Genomic DNA, 19,255 nt, shown 5'->3' with positions numbered 1-19,255 from the left:
TTGTAGGAACCATTTTATTTATCCATATTGGCATTCCAGTATGAGTAAACAAAATCACAATAAAAACCCCTCTCTTGATTATCATTTTTGCAAGAGGGGGCTGTTTCAATCAATACTTTTATTTTTAAGCAAGTTTACTTTAAAAAGACTTTCACCATCATTGGAGAATTTGAATGGGCGCAGGATCTTTCTTCTATTTAATACGAAATCATTTCTTCTGCAGATATTCATTGTTTTACTCAGTCCCGCATCTCCAAATAGGAAAGGGACACCTTCAAATTTGCATTGCGTACGCGAATTTCATTCAGCAGCTCTTGATCTTTGGTCTCCACCTTGCTTCGAATTGCAAAGGTGTAAAGAATCATTGTTCCTAAGTTTGTCGTTTCTATTTGACGAAGATGATACGCTTCTGTTTTTTCATTCAAGATATCATCAAATAGATTCTCGTGATTCAAGTTTTCAGGGACGGTCACTTTTAGAATTTGCGTATCTTTCCCTTTGCCGTAATCGACCTTGTACAGAAGGTAGAAAATCAGACTGGCAAACAGCGTCAACGCGATGGCAAGAGGAAACTGAAAGAGTCCGGCAGTCATCCCAACACATAATCCGAAGAAGATATACGCAATATCTTTAGCGTTCGTGACAGCACTCCGGAAACGGATGAGTGAGAAAACAGCGAATAGACCAAATGCGACGCCTGCATTATCGCTTACGACGTTCATAACTACCGATACGACCACACTCATCATAACAATCGTGTGAACGAAGGCTTGCGAATAACGTTCGCCGTTAAACGTAATTTGGTATACTTTCGTAATAATTAAGCTGAGAACAGCAGCCAGTGCCATCGCGGTAATACTCATCCACATGGTAGGGCTTCCTTCCAATCCATTAGATGAAAACAAGTTCGTGATTTGATCCATTTTCTATTCCTCCTGTAATCGGTTCTTTTAATTCTTTCGGTTCCAAATAGTCAGCCTGCGGCAATACATCTCCGCTCAGCAATTCCATACTCGTACAGAACTTCGAGGCGCTCCGCTGTTCACATTGTAGCTCCTGTAAAATACGCGCAAGCCAAAGCGGCACGCTGTGATCAACTTTCACTTCTAATACGACAAGATCGGGATCTATGAAATACTCTCCGTAGGGGCCGTTTTCGATATGTAGATCGTCTTTGCGGCAGCGTAAATCAAAATCAAGCGTGATTCTCAGTCCGGAATCATGGATGCCGTGGAGCGCATGCCGGCTGTATGATACGACCATTTCGGGACGCAAGCGATAGAACGTACGGAAATAATCAATCTCCTTCAAGACCTGCGTATTTGAGGTTTCATATTGATCTAGCCCTGCCTGGCCATCTTCTTCAAGGTATCGGTAGGCTTCTTTAAGCGGCAGCAGCATCCGTCGTTTATTGACCACTTTCTGATGTTTCTGTTTGACCTCAAAAAAAGCTGTACTGTAGAGATCCGCATCGTTATAGACACGCAAGCGCAGTTTCTGCCGGTACTTCAATTTATTTTTCGTCTCGAAATAAATTCCTTTTTCTGCATTGTCGAAGTACAAGCTAGTGACCGAGTATTTTCCGTCGATTCCATTTTTATCGTTACGCATGACAGGTCCGATCCGTTCTGTTAGTTCGGCGTATTGGCGTCGAGTGATTAAGTATTTTTGTTCTTTTCTGCTGAAGATTTCAATCGCCATAGTAATCTGCTCCTTTTTGCTGTGATTCTATAAAGCCTATATTAAATGGCGAACCTTAAATGAACCTTAAAGAAATTCGGTATTAAAAAAGAGATCACACTATGTGATCTCTTACTTTGGCAGCTTGACTATAAAGATAGAACCTGCCGGCTGATTCTTTTTCACCTGAATGGTCCCATCGTGCATCGATACAATCCACTGAGCAATGGATAATCCCAGTCCCATTCCTCCCGTTTCCCTAGTCCTTGCTTTGTCTTCCCGATAAAATCGATCAAACACATGGCCAATATTTTCATCTCTGATACCGATTCCCGTATCGCTGACTTCAATTACTGCTTTTAGATCTTCCGTATAGGTTTTCACGCTGATCCTGTCGTTTTCACCTGTATATTTTAAGGCATTATCCAATAAAATCACTACCAGTTGATGAAGGCGTGTTTCATCTGCTTCTATCGTAAAAGGGCTTTGGCAACTTAGCGTAAAATGCTTTTCCTGTGATTCGGCAATTTCCTGATAAGGCGCGCATATATTCTCGATGAATGAATCCAAATGAATGGACTGCTTTATAATTTGCGTCTCTGCAGAATCCGCTCTGGCCAAAGTCAATAAGTCGGAAGTTAGTTTCGATAAACGCCTTGTTTCCGATAGGCTTAACGCGATGTTTTCAAAACGGTCTGCAATTCGTTCCTGCGGCACCGTGAGAAGAAGTTCCAATTTATTCTGGATAATCGTCAAAGGTGTTCGAAGTTCATGTGACGCGTTTTCTACGAACTCCGCCTGCTTGTTCCAAGAATGAATGATGGGCTTCATCATCTTTCTGGATAAAATGAAACTCGCAGAAATGGAAAGAACGATAAAGATTACCGAGCAGATAATAATCAGTTTTTCAAAGTTGGCAATAATCGTTTGTTCTGCATCGACATTCACCATCAATTGTGTAAAGACCGTTTGATCCTGATCATTCTGATCTTCAAAAAGAATGTATCTGAAGTGGTACAGATCACTGATTTTCGTCATTGTAATCTCGTTCAAATTCGTTTTGTCCAACGTATAACTTTCTAAATAATTTTCATAAAATAATGTTCCGATTTCATCTTCATTCAGAATATTCCCCGACCCGTCCCAATGAATGACAATCATTCGTGGATTCAGCATACCTTTTTGCCTCTCATCAGTCCGTGCAGGCGGGTTTAAGTTACCTTCTTTAGGAGGCAGCCTCAGACTTTCCGGATTATTGCCGGTCAATCTCTCTTTAAATGACAAAAGTTCTTCGTCTGTTTTCGAGAATAGCGTGTTCTGCACTTGGCTGAAAATAATAATGCTGAAGATCGTAAAAATCACTGTAAATGCGATCAAATTAAGAAACATGAATGTCAGCTGCTGCTTCTTGAAGATTAGTCTATTAAACATTTCCTTCACCGCGGTCTTCCAGCATATAACCTAATCCGCGGAAAGTCTTGATGTATTGATCATAACCAAATACCTTTAAACTTTTCCGTAAATTGCTGGCGTATACTTCGACCACAGTCGTGGAAGTATCAGATTCAAATCCCCATATGCGGTCAAATATCTGTTCCTTCGTCAAAATAGCATTTTTATTGTTCACCAAGTACTCCAGCAAATCAAATTGTTTTCCATTCAGCTTAAGGGCCTTCCCGTGTATCTCGGCAGTTTTATTTTTTATATGCAGATGTAATTCTTTAAATGTCAGGATATTTTCTTTAAATAAGCCACCTGTTCTTCTTACCATGGCCTCGAGCCTCAATAACAATTCTTCCCGGTGGAACGGTTTCACCAAATAGTCGTCCGCTCCGACCTTAAAACCTTTAATCTTATCATCAATTCCGTCTTTGGCTGTCAGCATAATGACTGGAGTCGTAATATTTTTCTTTCGTAAATTATCCAATACTTCATAGCCGTTTAAATAAGGAAGCATAATATCCAGGATAATGACATCAAAAATATTCTGTTCTGCAAGAAACAGACCTTCTTCCCCATCGTACGCCTGCTCCACATCGAATATTTCCTTAGTGATATCGCAAATTGATTCAGAAAGATATTTGTCATCTTCAATGATCAGCAGTTTCATATAGTGCTCCTCTCGTTTCATCACTCACAGTCGCTTCTGGTTACGTACGATTATAAAACTAACTCGAATAAAAGCAAACTTTAAATCAACATATCATTTTTTAAGGTTTGTTTAAGGTTCTTCCTGAATAATAGGAATCACAGCAAAATATCATCTTACAAATTAGATGAAATCTTATTCAGGATAAGGAGCTTAATGATGAGAAAACAACAATCAAGATTTATGAAGATATCCGCCTCTCTTTTGTGCACTTCACTTTTATTTGCTTGCAGCAATGATTCGGCTAGCGTGAAAAATACAAGCGAGGCTATAGTTAAAGCCGAAAGCTTGAGTACGATCGGCAATCAGGAAATAGCGAGTGTAATCAGCGAGAAAGTGCAGTATGCCGATGAAGATTTTTATTCAGATTGGGAAAATGCCACGTCTATTCAGTTGAACGGCAGCAGTGCCAGTTCAAAAGGTGATGGAGTCGTAATCAGTGATAAACATACAGTGACGATCAAGTCGGCAGGCGTATATACGATCCAAGGCAAGCTGGATGACGGACAAATCATCGTAGAGACGGAAGACGACGGCATAGTTCGGTTAGTACTGGATGGAGCAGAGATTCATTCTTCTACTTCTTCTGCTATTTATGTAAAACAAGCTGAAAAAACTGTGATTTCATTAGAGGAGGGCACTGAAAACGTCTTATCTGACGGTGAAAATTATGTGTATGAGAATTCAGAGGAAGATGAACCGAATGCCGCGTTATTCAGTAAGGATGATTTGACGATCAATGGCAGCGGAAAGCTTGTTGTCAATGCTAATTTTAATGACGGGATCACTAGTAAGGACCAATTAAAAATCACGGGCGGCAACATGGAGATTCATGCTGTTGACGACGGTATGCTGGGCCGGGACCTCCTCGCTGTAAAAGATGGCAGTATTCATATTGAAGCAGACGGAGATGGAATGAAATCAACCAATGATCAAGACGTTTCAAAAGGAATCATTGCGATTGAAGGAGGCACCTTTGATATTCTGACGGCTGACGATGGCATTCAAGCAGAGACTTCCCTGCTGATTGCGGACGGAGATTTCACTGTTTCTTCAGGAGGCGGCAGTTCTGAAAATATAAAGAATACCGGAATGGATCGGGCGGCAGTGGGAGAAATGGATTCTGACACCAAAGATGAAAGCACTGATTCTTCCACTCTGAGTGCAAAAGGTTTGAAGGCTAATGAAGAAGTAGCCATTGGCGGAGGGAAAATTATTGTTGATTCATTTGACGATGCAATTCACAGCAATAATTCTATCACGATTACGGGCGGCGATTTACAAGTGGCTGCGGGTGATGACGGAATTCACGCAGATACGTCCATCCTGATCAAAGGAGGCAGTATCGATATCACGAAGAGTTATGAAGGGATAGAAAGTGAAGCGATCACTATCTCAGACGGAAAAGTTCGTCTGAAGGCATTAGATGACGGCATTAATATTAGCGGCGGCGAGAACTCAGATCAGACTGCACAACAAACAGCTGCTTCTGACCGTCTGCTTTCGATTAGCGGAGGCTATATTTATGTCGATGCAGACGGGGACGGACTTGATTCGAATGGTTCCATTTCGATGACAGGCGGTACAGTACTTGTTAATGGGCCAACGAATAACGGCAATGGCGCTTTGGATTATGACCAAGATTTTGAGATAAGCGGCGGTGTATTGATTGCTGCAGGAAGTTCCGGGATGGCGATGGCTACTTCAGAAGAATCAACTCAGAATACCATCTTGATGAGCTATCCGAAAACCCAAACGGCAGGAACTTTGATTCATTTAGAGGATAGTGAAGGGCAGAATATCGTAACGTTTGCACCCGAAAAAGATTATCAATCAATCGTCATCAGTTCACCTGACTTAGCAAAAGATGGTTCCTACACTCTTTCTTCAGGAGGAATATCTTCCGGCAAAGAAAGTGACGGTCTTTATGAAGGTGGAGACTATTCAGGAGGGGAAAAAACAACGGAGTTTTTGATTTCAGATTCTGTCACATGGCTTAATGAATCTGGAATAACCACCACGAAAAGTGTCGGACCTGGCGGTATGGGCGGTCCAGGCGGAAAAGGTGCTCAAGACGGCATGGATCGTCCAGATGGAATGCAAGCCAATGGGGACAAACAACTGCCGCCTCAGGGAAAGGAAGATCCATTCGCTGATTTAGATCAAGAGACAAGAGAACAAGTCCAAAGCATTCTGGAACAGCAAAGAGATGGTTCCATTACATCGGAAGAGGCAAAAAAACAACTGGAGAAATTGGGGGTAGAGCTCCCGCAGCGGAGAGAACCTGACTCACAAGACAAACCAAAGTAATAGATTCTATAAATGAAAATGAATATTATATGCATGCTATTGCGTTTATTCTCTGTACCGAATGAGAATTTGAAGGAGCTCATCCGCTGCGTTTTTTACAGAAAGGTTGCAATCCGTCAGAACAACAGGTAGAATGATAAGTAATTAAACATTCTCTTATTTCGAAAACTTCGAAGTAAGGATAGAGGCGCAAAGACCATCAGTACACAATCTGAGGATGATGAGATCCGATGAAGATTGTAGAAAGGGGAATTTGCCGAAGCTGAAGAGAGCTCATTTTCTCTAGGCTGGTTCTGGGCTGAATAAGTGCAGAATTGTCATATAGGCGACTATATGGAGGGCTATCTTATGCAGAGAAATAATTCGTTATTTCAAAGCAGCAGCGACCCTCGTTGCTGCTTTTTTGCGTTCAATGATCAACTCGCCCTCCACCCTCTATGTTTTTTCAATAAAAAGATAGGATGTGGAGAACAGATGAATTTCGGACAGATTGTAACAGCTATGGTAACTCCTTTTGATGAAAGAGGAGAAATTGATTTCGCAGCCACGGAAAACTTGATCAATCACTTAATTGCCAACGGATCAGACAGCCTGGTGATTTCAGGCACTACAGGAGAATCCCCTACACTGACACTTGAAGAGAAAGTGGCATTATTCAAGTTCACAGTACAAATCACTGCAGGAAGAGTTCCGGTAATTGCGGGAACAGGCACGAATGGTACGAGAGAATCTATTGAACTGACAAGACATGCAGAAAACGCGGGAGTAGACGGTATCATGCTCGTTACGCCCTACTATAATAAGCCATGCCAGGAAGGTCTGTATCAGCATTTCAAAACAATTGCTGACACGACTGCTTTGCCTGTCATGCTTTACAATATTCCGGGACGCAGTGCTGTGAATATGGAGCCGGAAACGATTATCCGTCTGGCTGAAGTGCCGAATATCGTCACGGTGAAAGAAGCAAGCGGAAACTTGGAAGCGATGGCTGCTATTATCGATTCTACTCCGGATAATTTCACCTTATACAGTGGGGATGACGGACTGGCACTTCCTGTTCTAGCGATCGGCGGAGCGGGTGTTGTTTCTGTTTCCGCGCACGTGATAGGCAATGAAATGCAGTCGATGATTCAGAATTTCAAGAGCGGAAACCTTCAAGAAGCGGCACAGCAGCACCGCCGTCTGCTGCCGATCATAAAAGAAATGTTCTCTGCACCGAATCCGTCACCAGTTAAAGCTGCGTTGAATTTAAAAGGCGTAGCGGTTGGCGGCGTGCGCTTGCCTATTCTGCCTCTGCCTGAAGCTAATTTACAGACTTTGAAAAATGTTTTAAACTTGCATAAAGCAACTGTACTATAAAACGATAAAGGACACCTGTTTTTTACAATGAATCATTCATTGTAAATCAGGTGTCCCTTTTTAACATTTTCCGAAAGAAGTCTCCCTCTTCAAGCGTGTGATGGGCCAAGCCCAACGGTAAGAGGGAGATGAATTTCGGTTGGCGATAGCCAAATGGTCTTTCGTTCCCCATTATGATACAATCAGTCGTAATAATAGAGGGGTTGGTATATCCATGCATCTAGATAGTAATAATCATTCAGTGTTCTCACTCTATTACCATCTCGTGTTGGTCGTCAATTATCACAGAAAAGTGATGGACAAGGCGATCTCAGAGTATGCAAAAGACATGTTTGAACGGGTAGATGAAAGTTATAATATTTCTTTTGTCGAGTGGAATAATGATCAGGATCATGTCCACATACTTTTCAAGGCTCACCCAAACACGGAACACTCCAAATTCATCCATGCTTACAAGAGTGCGAGTTCGAGACGGATCAAAAAAGCATTTCCACAAGTGAAGAAGAAGCTTTGGAAAGAGTTCTTTTGGTCCAGAAGCTTCTGTCTCCTTACATCGGGCGGAGCCCCAATTGAAGTCATCAAAAAATATATCGAAAATCAAGGAATGAAGTGAGGTGACAGGAGATGGCAAACAAAGCGTATAAATTCCGAATCTACCCAACAAAAGAACAAGAGCAGTTAATGATGAAGACCTTTGGTTGTGTCCGTTTCGTCTACAATAAGATGCTTGCCGAACGCAAGGAAACCTATGAGCAATTTAAAGATGACAAAGAGATGTTGAAAAAACAAAAGCACCCGACACCCGCCAAATACAAAGCAGAGTTTGAATGGCTGAAGGAAGTAGACAGTTTAGCTTTGGCGAATGCTCAAATGAATCTGCAAAAATCCTACCGCAACTTCTTTGCAGGTAGAGCCAAGTTCCCCCAATTCAAAGCCCGCAAAGCGAAACAGTCCTATACAACGAACTTGGTAAACGGCAATATACGACTGTTGAATGGCCATATCCAATTGCCGAAACTGAAAACAGTTAAGTTAACACAACATCGAGACATTCCCCCACACCACAAAATTAAGTCTTGCACCATTTCCCGCTCTGCTACTGGAAAGTATTACATCTCGATTCTGACAGAATATGCGCACAAACCCGTACCGAAAGAAGTCAAAGCCCTTGTAGGACTAGACTTTGCGATGGATGGCCTGTATGTCGAAAGCGAGCAGGGAGAGAAAGCCAATCACCCTCGCTTCTATCGGCAGACACAAGAAAAACTGGCAAAAGAGCAGAAAGTCCTTTCACGCAGAATGAAAGGGTCCGCCCGCTACGAAAAACAACGACTCCGGGTCGCTGCAGTGCATGAGCAGGTGGCAAACCAGCGAAAGGACTTCTTGCACAAAAAATCTCGTCAGCTGGCAAACCAGTACGACGGCGTCGTCATCGAAGACCTGAATATGAAGGGAATGTCCCAATCCCTTCATTTCGGTAAAAGTGTAGCGGATAATGGATGGGGAATGTTCACCACATTTCTGCAGTATAAGCTAGGGGAACAAGGAAAGCACCTCATCAAAATCAACAAATGGTTCCCTTCGATTAAAACCTGCTCCCATTGCGGACATGTAAAACAGATGGCCCTTTCTGAACGACGCTACGCCTGCGAGTGCGGGTTCGTATGCGACAGGGATTGGAACGCCGCCATCAACATTAAAAATGAAGGGAAAATGATGCTAGCATTATCCTGAAACACAAAGTATAAACTCTTGGGACAAGAGGGTTAGCTCGGTCTGTTTTCGTCAGCTACTAAAAGTGGCGATAAGTCGAGAAGCCCCCACTTCAAACAACCCAAAAGGGTGTTAAGTGGTGGGTAGTTCACGCTATCAATAATCGATTAGCCAGCAGACGTCCTCGGACTAGAATTCCAGCCCATGCTGCCAGGATAGCTTTGATGAAACCGCCAATTAAGAACGGGACGAATCCTGCCATAAATGCAGCTGTCCAAGATAGTTCAGCCACAAATTTCAGCCAAACTGTTCCGAAAATCAGCGTAACAAACATGGCAATTATATTTGCAACTATTGCTTGCGGCAACGTAAAACTAGTGCGTTCCATATAGTACCCCGTAAGGAATGCCGCCGGAATAAATCCTATCAGGAAACCGCCTGTCGGACCAAAGATGACACCCAATCCTGAAGACATACCCGAAAAAACAGGAATCCCTACAGCCCCCATCATCAAATACACGAGTACTGAAATCGTTCCATAGCGAGACCCTAAAATAGTTGCGGCTAACCCGACTGCCAGTGTTTGTCCTGTAATCGGAACGAGCGGCAACGGGATGGTCAGCTGCGCCATGATCCCTATAATTGCTGCAAATAATGCAGATACAATCAACATTTTTAATCTTGAACTTGATTCAGTCATCTCCCGTAATCCCCTTTAGTAAACATTAATATAATATCAGTTAACGATTATTTTATAGCAGACTTATTTTTGTGTCAACTATCTAATTGTAACTTCTAACACATATCTTTTATTTCAGCGAGACATGAATCAAAAACCGCACCCTCTCGTCAGACAGCGTCTGGCAAATGAGGATGCGGTGTATTTTAGCTAAGTCTTACTCCGGAAAAATCCGCACATCAAACGATGCAAATGCAATCCGTTCATTTTCGCTGATTTTAGCGAGCATTTCTCGCTGCAGAGCGGTCTTCATACTTGTACCATTTCTATAATCTGCTGCATATCGAAGAGTCAATATAATGCCCGCATCATTTGTATCCACTGAAAACACCGGCTGTAATCTTTCCTTTTCTTCGGATAGGGTAAAGTTTTTTCCAATCAACGGTACCAGCATTTCCTCAAAGTACCTGTTGCCTGCATCTGTCATGATTTTTTCAGCCGCTTGCCAATCGCTGTCAAATGCAAGAGTGTATTTAATTTCATGCCACAGAAATTCGTTCTTCACACCAATCAGCTTCATTGATTCATCGAAAATAATACTGTTTGGCAGTTTGATTAGACGGCCCGTATGAGAGTCGGAAGATAAATTATTACGCACTTCCAGCAACTTGATAAATACTGGATTGATATCAATGACATCACCGATTATTCCATTAATTTCAATGCGATGCCCTACTTCCAGATACTGTTGATACTTCATCACAAAGTATCCAATAATATTAGTCGTCATTCCCCTGACCATGAAAACGACAAACACGCCGATCAATAGAGAGATCAATATTAGGGCGTTAATTGCTTGCACCCAAATGAATAGGACGGCAATGACAGTCAATGTTAGGATACCTTGTTTAGTCGCCTTGCGAAGCTGATATCTCCGTTTCATGTCATGGACATTGCTTGTAATCATTTTTTTACACACTGAATGCAGAAATAGCCCAATCAAGAGAATTACAGCGGACAGCGCTATTTTATTCAAATAAGCACCCGGTGTCTTCAATGTAGAAGAAAGACCATCCGCAAGTCCTGAAAAATACTCTGTTAAAAATTCTGGCATGGCTGAACACCTCTATTTACTGTTTGCCATTAGTATAACCTGAAATTCAAATTTACAGGGTTTTGCTATTCTTTCACCTGAAATACCGCGATGTTTCCTACGATATCTTCCTTTCCCAAACTTGTTTTCACATAGGCCGTTTTAGAGTCCGCGCTCCAGCCCCCCGAGTATGAAATCACGCCATACTTGTCCACGTTTTCCATAATCCGCGTGCTATTGACCAGTTTTCCGTCCACCAGTTCCGCCATATAGACATTGGATCGGTACTCGCCGCCAACTTGCACGGGCGTATCATACAGAATTTTTCTTTCATCAGGCGAAAGTTTGTAAGTACTGTTCCACTTACCTTCTTCATCCTCACCGCCCGCCAATAGCTTTTCCACATGTTTAGTTTGCTTATCCCAATAAAAAATCCCCAATTCACTATCGATCATTCCTTCAAAAAGAAAAGAACCATCTTGAAGTCTTGAAAAATTGCTCATTTCTTTTCCCTCTCCTTGGAAACTAAATACATTTTTAATCGTACCGTCTTCCTGAAGTCGATAGATTCCATAACCATCTTTTTCACTGCTCGCAACAATATAATAGACGCCATTTTCTTTCTCTATATAATTCAGTACATAATCTTGAAATCCGCTCATCCCCCATGTCTGACTCTGATTGATTTCGGGATCAAACCGGACAATCATCTCTTTTTTATAGTGATAATAGAAAATGTCTTCCTCTACAAATAAGATTTCATCCGGTCCAGCGTTTTTTAGCAACTTTTCGTCTCCATTTTGCAGATTATGGGCATATACTTCTCGCGCTTTATCATCATAAGAAAGTGCCCATTTTCCATTCTCTGAAACCATAAATGCTTCACGATCCGCTACTTTCTTTTCGGTCCCCTGCGATAAATCCAATGAATACAGCAGACCGTTTTCATTGTATGTGACCACGTCTTTGTTGATAGGCTGATTAAAGGGTGCATGAGAGATTCTTTTCACCACTTCAATATCCGGCTGCCTTTCAACCTCCAAGCTTCCGTCAGCCAGCGCACTTTCTAATTTCACGTCTTCATTGATTACAACCGTCGTTCCCTGCATTTTTGCTTCTCCCGGCATGGAACATCCTCCCGCAAGCAAACTCATTGCAGCAACCAACAGCAGTCCTTTACCTGTTTTACCATTCATATTTTCTTCCTCCTCTTTGTGTATAACAACAGCTTACACAAAGGATATTGCCAATCTTTCCTCACTTGTTGCCGTCTTGTTGCCATTGTGGAAAAACAATTGAAACATCCACTATTCCTCCCTGATCCTCAAAAGAAATCGTTCCGCCATGCCTTTCCGTCAACTGCTTGGAAATCGTTAGTCCAAGCCCGCTGCTGCCGAGTCCTTTCGTGTGAATAAACGGCTCAAAGACATGCGTTGCAATTTTTTCAGGTACTGGCTGGCATGCGTTTCTGACTGTGACCGCCGTTTCAGAAAACTTTACAACTATAGGCGTACCCGGACTGCTGTATTTAACTGCGTTATCCATCACATTAATGAAAATTTGCCGAAGCTCATCCTGATTTCCAAGGACGATAAAACCTTTGCCTTCTATATTAATTGCAGTCTGTTGTTGTTTAGCTTTGATGCTCAGATCTTCACAAATTGAAGAAACCAGCGGCAATATATGGATTGGCTTCTGCTCTCTTCTAACGATATCTGACTCACTTTTCGACAGTTCAATTAGATCGATCACCATCCGATTCATCCGTTCACTTTCCATCCTAATTTTTTCCGTCGCTTTATGTAAAAAATCAGGATCATTAAAGTTCGGTTCACCAATGATCTGTGCGTAGCCAGAGATCGTAGCCAGGGGAGTTTTCAGTTCATGTGTAACATTATTGAAAAATGAAGTACGCGTCTTCTCAAGCAACAGAACTTTGTCTTTCTCTTCTTCGACTCTTTCAATATGCTGTTCAATATGATGCTGCATTTCATTGAAGCTGACCGCTAGCTCTGCGAGTTCATCTTTTGAATTCACGCGCACTTTTGTGTGGTAATTCCTCTCTGCTACTTGCTTTGTTGCTTTCGTCAACCGGGTCAGAGGCTTCGTGATCTGCGTTGTAATCACGAATGAAATTAAAAAGACTCCGATAAATAGTGAAATGATGAGGACAGTAAAACTTCTCACGACACTTTCATTCCGTTCAAAAAGATCCGTGTAATCTGCTGTAAAACGAAGAACACCAATAAATTCATCTTGGATATATAAAGGATAAGCAAAATAAATCAACGTTCCTTTATCTGTATCTTGCTGTGTAAATGACGCTTGGTTTGCAAATGCTGCCTTCAATTCAGGATAATCTGCTTCCTGACTATTCGTTTGATATACCTGGTTCTCTATAAGCAGCGGCTGATCAACCGGAACCGTCTCATAGATGAAACTCCCATCTGGACCGTAGAGCGCCACGCTTTGTTTCTGTAATTTGCTCAACTCCTGAGCAATCCGGCTGCCGTACTCCGTTATCAAATTATTTTGAGCTGAGTGAATCTGGACAAACTGCTTACTGTATTCCCGTGTTGTATGCTGCAGTTTTGCCATATCACTCTCAATCAGCGCCTGACTGTTCGCTTCCAATGAATCTTTCATAATCTGTTGCACAAAAAATGCGGCGAGAGTAAACAAGATAAAATAGCCGATGAGGAATTTCTTTCGGATAGTCCATTTCATTCGCTTACTCTCCCCTCATCTTGTATCCGATACCAAAAACCGTTTCAATCACGGATGGGAAGCGAGGGTCATTCAGCTTTTTTCTCACTCGCTGCACATGGACATCGACCGTTCGAATATCGCCGTCATATGAAAAATCCCAAACGGTATCGAGAATTTCTTCCCGGGAAAACACCTGGTTTCTGTTCTGCGCAAATAAAAGCAGCAACTCATATTCTTTCGGCTTCAGGGCCACAGCCTGTCCATCCTTCAAAACCGTATGAGAACGAGGTTCGATTTGGATCTGTTCATTAACATTCAAGTACGAGGACCGTGATACTCTCTCTTGACGCCGAAGTAGCACCTTGACACGGGCTATCACTTCCCGCACATCAAAAGGCTTGGTCATATAATCATCTGCCCCAAGTTCAAGGCCGATGATTTTATCCACGATATCATCCCTTGCAGTCAGCATAAGAATCGGCACATTACTTGCCGCTGTGATTTTTTTACAAATATCAAACCCAGTCATATCCGGCAGCATCAAATCAAGAATGACCAAATCCGGCGTAATCCCGTCAAACAGATGAAGCCCCTCCTGACCTGTCGCTGCGCCATGCACACGAAATCCTTCCCTGCGAAGTGCATATGCAAGAATATCCAATATGGATTCTTCATCCTCAATGATCAAAATCGTTCGATCGATCTCCATCGTTTCAATCCCCTTTATTCTTACAGTACGTTTACTCCAGTTTACTAGAAAGTTGTTGCCAAGATGTTGCTGGTTATGTGAATTCAGAACAAAAAATGCCTAACCTGCAATGAACATCAAATGGATTGCAGACCAGACACTTTATATTCATTATTTTTATCACTTCACATACAAGGCAGCCAATCGCTGCTGATCATCGAATGTAATTTCATACACACGCTTGTCTTTTGTATATTCTGCTGGAAGTATTACAACAAAATAGCTTTCCCGCTTACTGACAGAGGCATCTCCAAAGCTTGAAAACTCGCCTGATTCCTTTAGAACATCGACAGTCTGCTGCAGCTGCTCTACTGTCAGTGCATCTTTCATCGTCTCATCAAACATTGCACGCAGTTCATCAAAGTTTTCTTCATTTAATAACGTAACAGCTTCTTTAGACCTCTTGATATGAGCTTCTACAGTAGATTCATCTACTTTGTTTTTACCGCAGCCTGCCAGCAGCAAAACAGTTACCGCCACAAGTACAGCCATTTTCTTCATCATACTACTTCCTCTCTTTCAGAAACCGCCAAACTAATTTCGGACATTTTCTTTCGAAAAAGCTAAGTCACCTTCTCTTTTCACGCTTCTCCATTTTGTATGGTTTTTTTCCATAATAGCACAGCTTACATGACTTACTAATGCACATCATGTAAGACTACATTCATATAGAAAGAAAACACCTGAGACTATCAAGAATCAGGTGCTTTCCGTTACTTTACAGCTTCAAATGTATAGGTCTGCTTGTGATTTGACGGTGGCGTTCCATACTGGAAATCCGCTGAAACAGTGATGTCAGTAAATCCGATACTTTGGAGGACAAGTCTGAACTCCTCCACGCCATACCAGCGTAAAGCAAAACGCTGTAATTCTGTTTGAATCAATCGGCCTTCACGCCACTTTTCATACTTCAAATGAGAAATTTTCTGTTGATTGAACAGATCAGCTTCCATTAATTTTTCTTCTAAAGTGATAGTATCTCCATTTGGCAAAGAAAATAAAGATGTTCCTGAAAATTTCCCTGTTTGCTCAAATGAAAATTCGGGCAGGAATAAGTCCAGCATCAGCTTCCCTCCCGGCAGAAGATGTTCATATAAATTCTTTAGCACCTTCACAGCATCCTCACGCTTTTCAATCAATTGGAAAGAGCCTGCCGGAATAATGATAGCGCTATATTCATGGGGCAATGAAAGATTCAGCAAATCAGCTTCATATAATGTGGGTGTTAATTTGCGCTCCTTGCATCGCTTTCGACATAGAGCCAGCATATCCTGAGAATAATCTGCTCCCTCAATACGAAAACCTGCCTCGAGAAGAGGGATCATCACTCGCCCTGATCCAACCATCGCTTCTAAAATGCGTCCTTTACTATCAGCAAGCCTCTCTTTGTAATAACTGATTTCATTACCAAAAGAATGGCCGACAGGTTTCGTTACATCATAAACTTCCGTGCACAGTTCTCCATAATAACTAAAAGACATACTCCATAACCTCCGTGTTCTGTTTTACGAAAAAAGAGGTTGTCAGACAGGATTATTTATCCTTTCTTCACCTCTATAATTTCTGAATTCTTGCATGCTATATCCATTATCATTATCATCACTCACTTTCAGCATTAATATAGTCATTCTATCATAACTATATAAGTTGAATTAAAAAATCTGAATTTTCGTCAATTGCGAATGAAGTACCATTGAATGCGCTGGCAGCAAAAAAAACCCCTCTCGCATCCAAAGCAGATGAAAGAGGGGTTAATCAATTTAATTTTTTCAATGCATTATAAATTACTTCAGGAAATCCTTCTCCATAAAAGCGGGGTTCGGATATTTATAGAAACCTTCCCCTGTTTCACGTCCAAGCTTGCCTTTATCGATATACTCCGTTTTCAACAGCTCGACAAGCTGCTTGAACTCCTCCTTGCCAGTTGCTTCCGCTTTTGTCTGCACAATATTGTAGGCAGTCGTGATACCGACGACATCCAGAATTGCGAACGGACCCATCGGTGCACCTGTCGCAATCATCCACGTTTTATCGATTGTATGCGCGTCAGATACTTCTTTCACAAGCAATAACTCTGCTGCATCTAAAAAAGGAACGAGCAATGAATTCAAAATGTAGCCGGGCTGCTCTTTTTGAAGAGGCAGTGCTACCATTCCGATTGCCTTTGCGAATTCCATGACATGATCAAAGTTGGCCTGTTCAGTTCCAGGATGCTTCATTACTTCCGCAGTATTGTTCTTCCAGATTTCATTGGCAAAATGCAGTGCCAGGAATTTTCCGGGACGGCCAGTCGCCTCTGCAAATTGACTCGGCAGCAAGGTAGAAGAGTTCGTCACAAATAACGTTTTTTCAGGCGCAACTTTTCCAAGTTCTTCATAAAACGGCGTCTTGATCTTTGTTACTTCAGGAATAGCTTCGATAACCAGATCTGCATCCTTCACCGCTTCGCCAAGATTGCTGTAAAATGATAATCTCTTGAAACCTTCTTCAAACTCTTCGTCCGTTGTTCCTAAATCTTTTTGGTAATAGGGCTTTAAATTAGTAATTCGCTCTTTCGCTTTAGCGAGTGCCTCGTCGCTAATATCGTAGACACTCACATTAAATCCCTTATACGCAGTCTGAAATGCGATTTGACTTCCGAGCACACCGCTGCCAGCAACTGTTATGTTTTTGAAATTCATAGTTCCATCTCCTTAATAAATTGGATAGTACCCTTCTGCTTCATTGTATACCCTAATTTATTATATTAAAATCATTTTAGCTTGAATAAATTCTAAATGTACAGCAAAACTTTTCACCCACTCATTATAGTAGGATAAATTAACCAAAAAAGATTAACTTACAGCTCGCTTCGTGGTACGATAATGAAAATATAAAACGTTACAGAGAGCGGGGATGAATCATGCCTATGTGTATAAAACTAGCCAGAAATCCTGTACTTCTCTCATGTATTACTTTATTTGTTTTCACCTTCTTCTTTTATGTACCTGTAAGCAGCACAAGTAATGAAAAGGTTTCTGCAGAGACCCTTGAGCTAGGAACATATTATGATATTCTGCGGGACCCCACAAACAACATTACTATCGATGATTTGATATCAGGACAATACGACACTTCATTTACGGCTAGTACAGAAAAATATTTGTCCATCTTTCATACAGATGACACTATCTGGCTCAGGCTGAATGCCGATGAAATTATTCAGGATAAAGAGCAACTGTATTGGTTGGAATACAACGATAAGATCGAGTTCCTGACTGTTTATTCGGTGAAAGAAGACGGCTCTTATGATCTGCAAGAAAGCGGACTATACAATTTAGAAGAACAGAGTGTCAACTACCCCTCTTTCCTTTTTAGCATGGATGATCCTTCTATAAAAGAAATTTATTTAAAGTTAGATGGCCAGTTGCCATTGACTATTTTTACAAAACTATATTCTAATAATAGCTTCATTGAAAATGTTGTCTCATACAAATTTTACTCTGGCAGTTTCTACGGCTTCTTACTGGCTTTGTCCCTGTACAATTTATTCTTATATTTTTCTTTCAAAGAACGATCTTATTTATACTACACTCTCTATATGTTCAGCTTTATGCTATTCCAAGGAACCATGAACTCTTTTGACGTGGAGTTACTGGGTCATGTTCTTCCTGCATGGCTGTTGACAAAAACGCTTGCTCTCAGTTGCAACATCATGATTGTCTTTATGATTTTATTCGGGAAAGAATTCCTTGAATTAAAGCAACACCTGCCTAAAAGCAACAGACTGTTAAATATGGCAATAGTTATATCAATCCTATCGACAATCGGCTTGTTTTCTGGATTCAGTCAATACTATTCCGATTTATTCATCACAACATTTTCGCTTTTCGTACTGATCTTTCTTTGGATTTCTGGATTTCGCTTATTATGGAAAGGTCATAAGTCTGCCCGATTTTATATGCTGGGCTGGAGCGTTTTATTGGGATCTATGATAATTCAAGCTTTAGTCATGTTGGATATCCTTCCATTAACTTTGGCAGTTTTCGAAGAAATCCCTGCCTACAGCGCAATGTTTGAATCATTAATCTTATCACTGGCTCTGGTGGATAAAATCAGCTTGATCATTAAAGAAAATCAACAGACACAGGAAGAGTTAAATGAAACACTTGAAAAGAAAGTACTGGAGCGAACAATACAGCTCGAACGTATACAAATTGAATTAGAACATCTGGCAAATACTGACCGGCTCACTCAAATACCTAACCGTGTTTTGCTGGATCACGTATTAGACCGTGAATTTGAAAGAGCAGCAAAGGAAGGTTTGCCATTTTCCATCGTATTAATTGATATCGATTACTTTAAAAATGTTAATGATACATTCGGTCATCAGATCGGCGATTATGTATTAGTGGAAGCAGCGAAATTATTCAAATCATCGGTCAATGGCTCAGATACATTGGGACGCTGGGGTGGAGAAGAATTTTTAGTCATTTGTCCCTCCACTACATTGGAAGAAGCTCTGCAACTTGCTGAGAAGACACGTGAAAAATTAGCAGATTATCATTTTGTAGACGTAGGCAAGAAAACAGCAAGCTTTGGTGTCGCTTCCTACATTCCCGGTGATACGCCAAATACGATAATATCAAGGTGTGACAACGCGCTGTATAAAGCGAAGGAAAAAGGCAGAAACCGCGTAGAATTTATTAAGATGATGAATGACGAAAAGAATCTGGGTTAGTAATCAGAAAGCTGTTATAGCATTGTCTGCACTTTAAAATACGATCCCCCAAATTAAAAACAGCTTCACTTCAAAGATGCCGTTTGAAGTGAAGC

The 19,255-nt window shown here is 41.4% G+C and carries 17 protein-coding genes and 1 riboswitch; of the genes, 5 read left to right on the top strand and 12 right to left on the bottom strand.

Annotated elements, in window-relative coordinates; all coding sequences use genetic code 11:
- Window positions 1-239: 239 nt before the first annotated feature.
- The 4 genes from GDZ68_RS13580 to GDZ68_RS13565 all read right to left on the bottom strand — a co-directional run bounded on the left by GDZ68_RS13580 (window position 240) and on the right by GDZ68_RS13565 (window position 3,790).
- Complete coding sequence (locus GDZ68_RS13580; RefSeq protein WP_153722850.1) at window positions 240-923, bottom strand: DUF4956 domain-containing protein; 684 nt, start codon at window positions 921-923, stop codon at window positions 240-242.
- Entirely contained in the window at window positions 892-1,701 is an 810-nt protein-coding gene (locus GDZ68_RS13575; RefSeq protein WP_153722849.1) for a polyphosphate polymerase domain-containing protein, read from the bottom strand. Before GDZ68_RS13575 ends, GDZ68_RS13580 begins: the two co-directional genes overlap by 32 nt.
- Before the next feature lie 111 nt (window positions 1,702-1,812).
- On the bottom strand, window positions 1,813-3,111 hold the full coding sequence (locus tag GDZ68_RS13570; protein ID WP_153722848.1) for a sensor histidine kinase: 1,299 nt from the start codon (window positions 3,109-3,111) through the stop codon (window positions 1,813-1,815).
- Window positions 3,104-3,790, bottom strand: coding sequence for a response regulator transcription factor (locus GDZ68_RS13565; protein WP_153722904.1), 687 nt, complete (start codon window positions 3,788-3,790; stop codon window positions 3,104-3,106). Before GDZ68_RS13565 ends, GDZ68_RS13570 begins: the two co-directional genes overlap by 8 nt.
- 198 nt (window positions 3,791-3,988) lie before the next feature.
- Between GDZ68_RS13565 and GDZ68_RS13560 the strand changes: the two genes are divergently transcribed.
- The 4 genes from GDZ68_RS13560 (at window position 3,989) to GDZ68_RS13545 (ending at window position 9,232) form a co-directional block, all read left to right on the top strand.
- Window positions 3,989-6,139, top strand: a complete 2,151-nt coding sequence (locus GDZ68_RS13560) for a carbohydrate-binding domain-containing protein (protein WP_153722847.1) — start codon at window positions 3,989-3,991, stop codon at window positions 6,137-6,139.
- Between the two features lie 174 nt (window positions 6,140-6,313).
- Window positions 6,314-6,491, top strand: a riboswitch (Lysine riboswitch).
- Window positions 6,492-6,613: 122 nt separating this feature from the next.
- A complete protein-coding gene (gene dapA, locus GDZ68_RS13555) occupies window positions 6,614-7,498 on the top strand; it encodes a 4-hydroxy-tetrahydrodipicolinate synthase (protein ID WP_153722846.1) in 885 nt (294 codons plus the stop codon).
- 214 nt (window positions 7,499-7,712) lie between these two features.
- Window positions 7,713-8,111 (top strand): IS200/IS605 family transposase, encoded by a 399-nt coding sequence (tnpA, locus tag GDZ68_RS13550; RefSeq protein ID WP_153722845.1) that lies wholly within the window; start codon window positions 7,713-7,715, stop codon window positions 8,109-8,111.
- A gap of 11 nt (window positions 8,112-8,122) precedes the next feature.
- Window positions 8,123-9,232 (top strand): RNA-guided endonuclease TnpB family protein, encoded by a 1,110-nt coding sequence (locus tag GDZ68_RS13545; RefSeq protein ID WP_153722844.1) that lies wholly within the window; start codon window positions 8,123-8,125, stop codon window positions 9,230-9,232.
- 127 nt (window positions 9,233-9,359) lie between these two features.
- Here GDZ68_RS13545 and GDZ68_RS13540 read toward each other — a convergent pair whose 3' ends face one another.
- From GDZ68_RS13540 to GDZ68_RS13505, 8 genes are all read right to left on the bottom strand, one after another.
- Entirely contained in the window at window positions 9,360-9,911 is a 552-nt protein-coding gene (locus tag GDZ68_RS13540) for a biotin transporter BioY (RefSeq protein WP_153722843.1), read from the bottom strand.
- A 196-nt stretch (window positions 9,912-10,107) separates the two neighbouring features.
- On the bottom strand, window positions 10,108-11,004 hold the full coding sequence (locus GDZ68_RS13535) for a mechanosensitive ion channel family protein (RefSeq protein WP_153722842.1): 897 nt from the start codon (window positions 11,002-11,004) through the stop codon (window positions 10,108-10,110).
- 65 nt (window positions 11,005-11,069) lie between these two features.
- The gene (locus tag GDZ68_RS13530; RefSeq protein ID WP_153722841.1) at window positions 11,070-12,179 is read right to left on the bottom strand and encodes a hypothetical protein; all 1,110 of its coding nucleotides are present in this window, start codon (window positions 12,177-12,179) and stop codon (window positions 11,070-11,072) included.
- 61 nt (window positions 12,180-12,240) lie between these two features.
- On the bottom strand, window positions 12,241-13,710 hold the full coding sequence (locus GDZ68_RS13525; RefSeq protein WP_153722840.1) for a sensor histidine kinase: 1,470 nt from the start codon (window positions 13,708-13,710) through the stop codon (window positions 12,241-12,243).
- A gap of 4 nt (window positions 13,711-13,714) precedes the next feature.
- On the bottom strand, window positions 13,715-14,395 hold the full coding sequence (locus GDZ68_RS13520) for a response regulator transcription factor (protein WP_228551115.1): 681 nt from the start codon (window positions 14,393-14,395) through the stop codon (window positions 13,715-13,717).
- 165 nt (window positions 14,396-14,560) lie between these two features.
- Window positions 14,561-14,944, bottom strand: coding sequence for a DUF3887 domain-containing protein (locus tag GDZ68_RS13515; RefSeq protein ID WP_153722838.1), 384 nt, complete (start codon window positions 14,942-14,944; stop codon window positions 14,561-14,563).
- 209 nt (window positions 14,945-15,153) lie between these two features.
- Window positions 15,154-15,921, bottom strand: a complete 768-nt coding sequence (locus tag GDZ68_RS13510; RefSeq protein ID WP_153722837.1) for a class I SAM-dependent methyltransferase — start codon at window positions 15,919-15,921, stop codon at window positions 15,154-15,156.
- Window positions 15,922-16,224: 303 nt separating this feature from the next.
- Window positions 16,225-17,121: a 3-hydroxyacyl-CoA dehydrogenase gene (locus GDZ68_RS13505; RefSeq protein WP_153722836.1), complete on the bottom strand. Its 897-nt coding sequence runs from the start codon at window positions 17,119-17,121 to the stop codon at window positions 16,225-16,227.
- 221 nt (window positions 17,122-17,342) lie between these two features.
- Here GDZ68_RS13505 and GDZ68_RS13500 point away from each other — a divergent pair, with 221 nt between their 5' ends.
- Window positions 17,343-19,160 carry a sensor domain-containing diguanylate cyclase gene (locus GDZ68_RS13500; protein WP_228551105.1) on the top strand — a complete coding sequence of 606 codons (1,818 nt, stop codon included), beginning with the start codon at window positions 17,343-17,345 and terminating at the stop codon, window positions 19,158-19,160.
- Window positions 19,161-19,255: the final 95 nt, after the last annotated feature.

This window comes from Sporosarcina cascadiensis, from assembly GCF_009650995.1.
Taxonomy (GTDB): domain Bacteria; phylum Bacillota; class Bacilli; order Bacillales_A; family Planococcaceae; genus Sporosarcina; species Sporosarcina cascadiensis.
The sequence above is the reverse complement of the archived record's forward strand: the minus strand, read 5'-3'. Positions and strand labels throughout refer to the sequence as shown.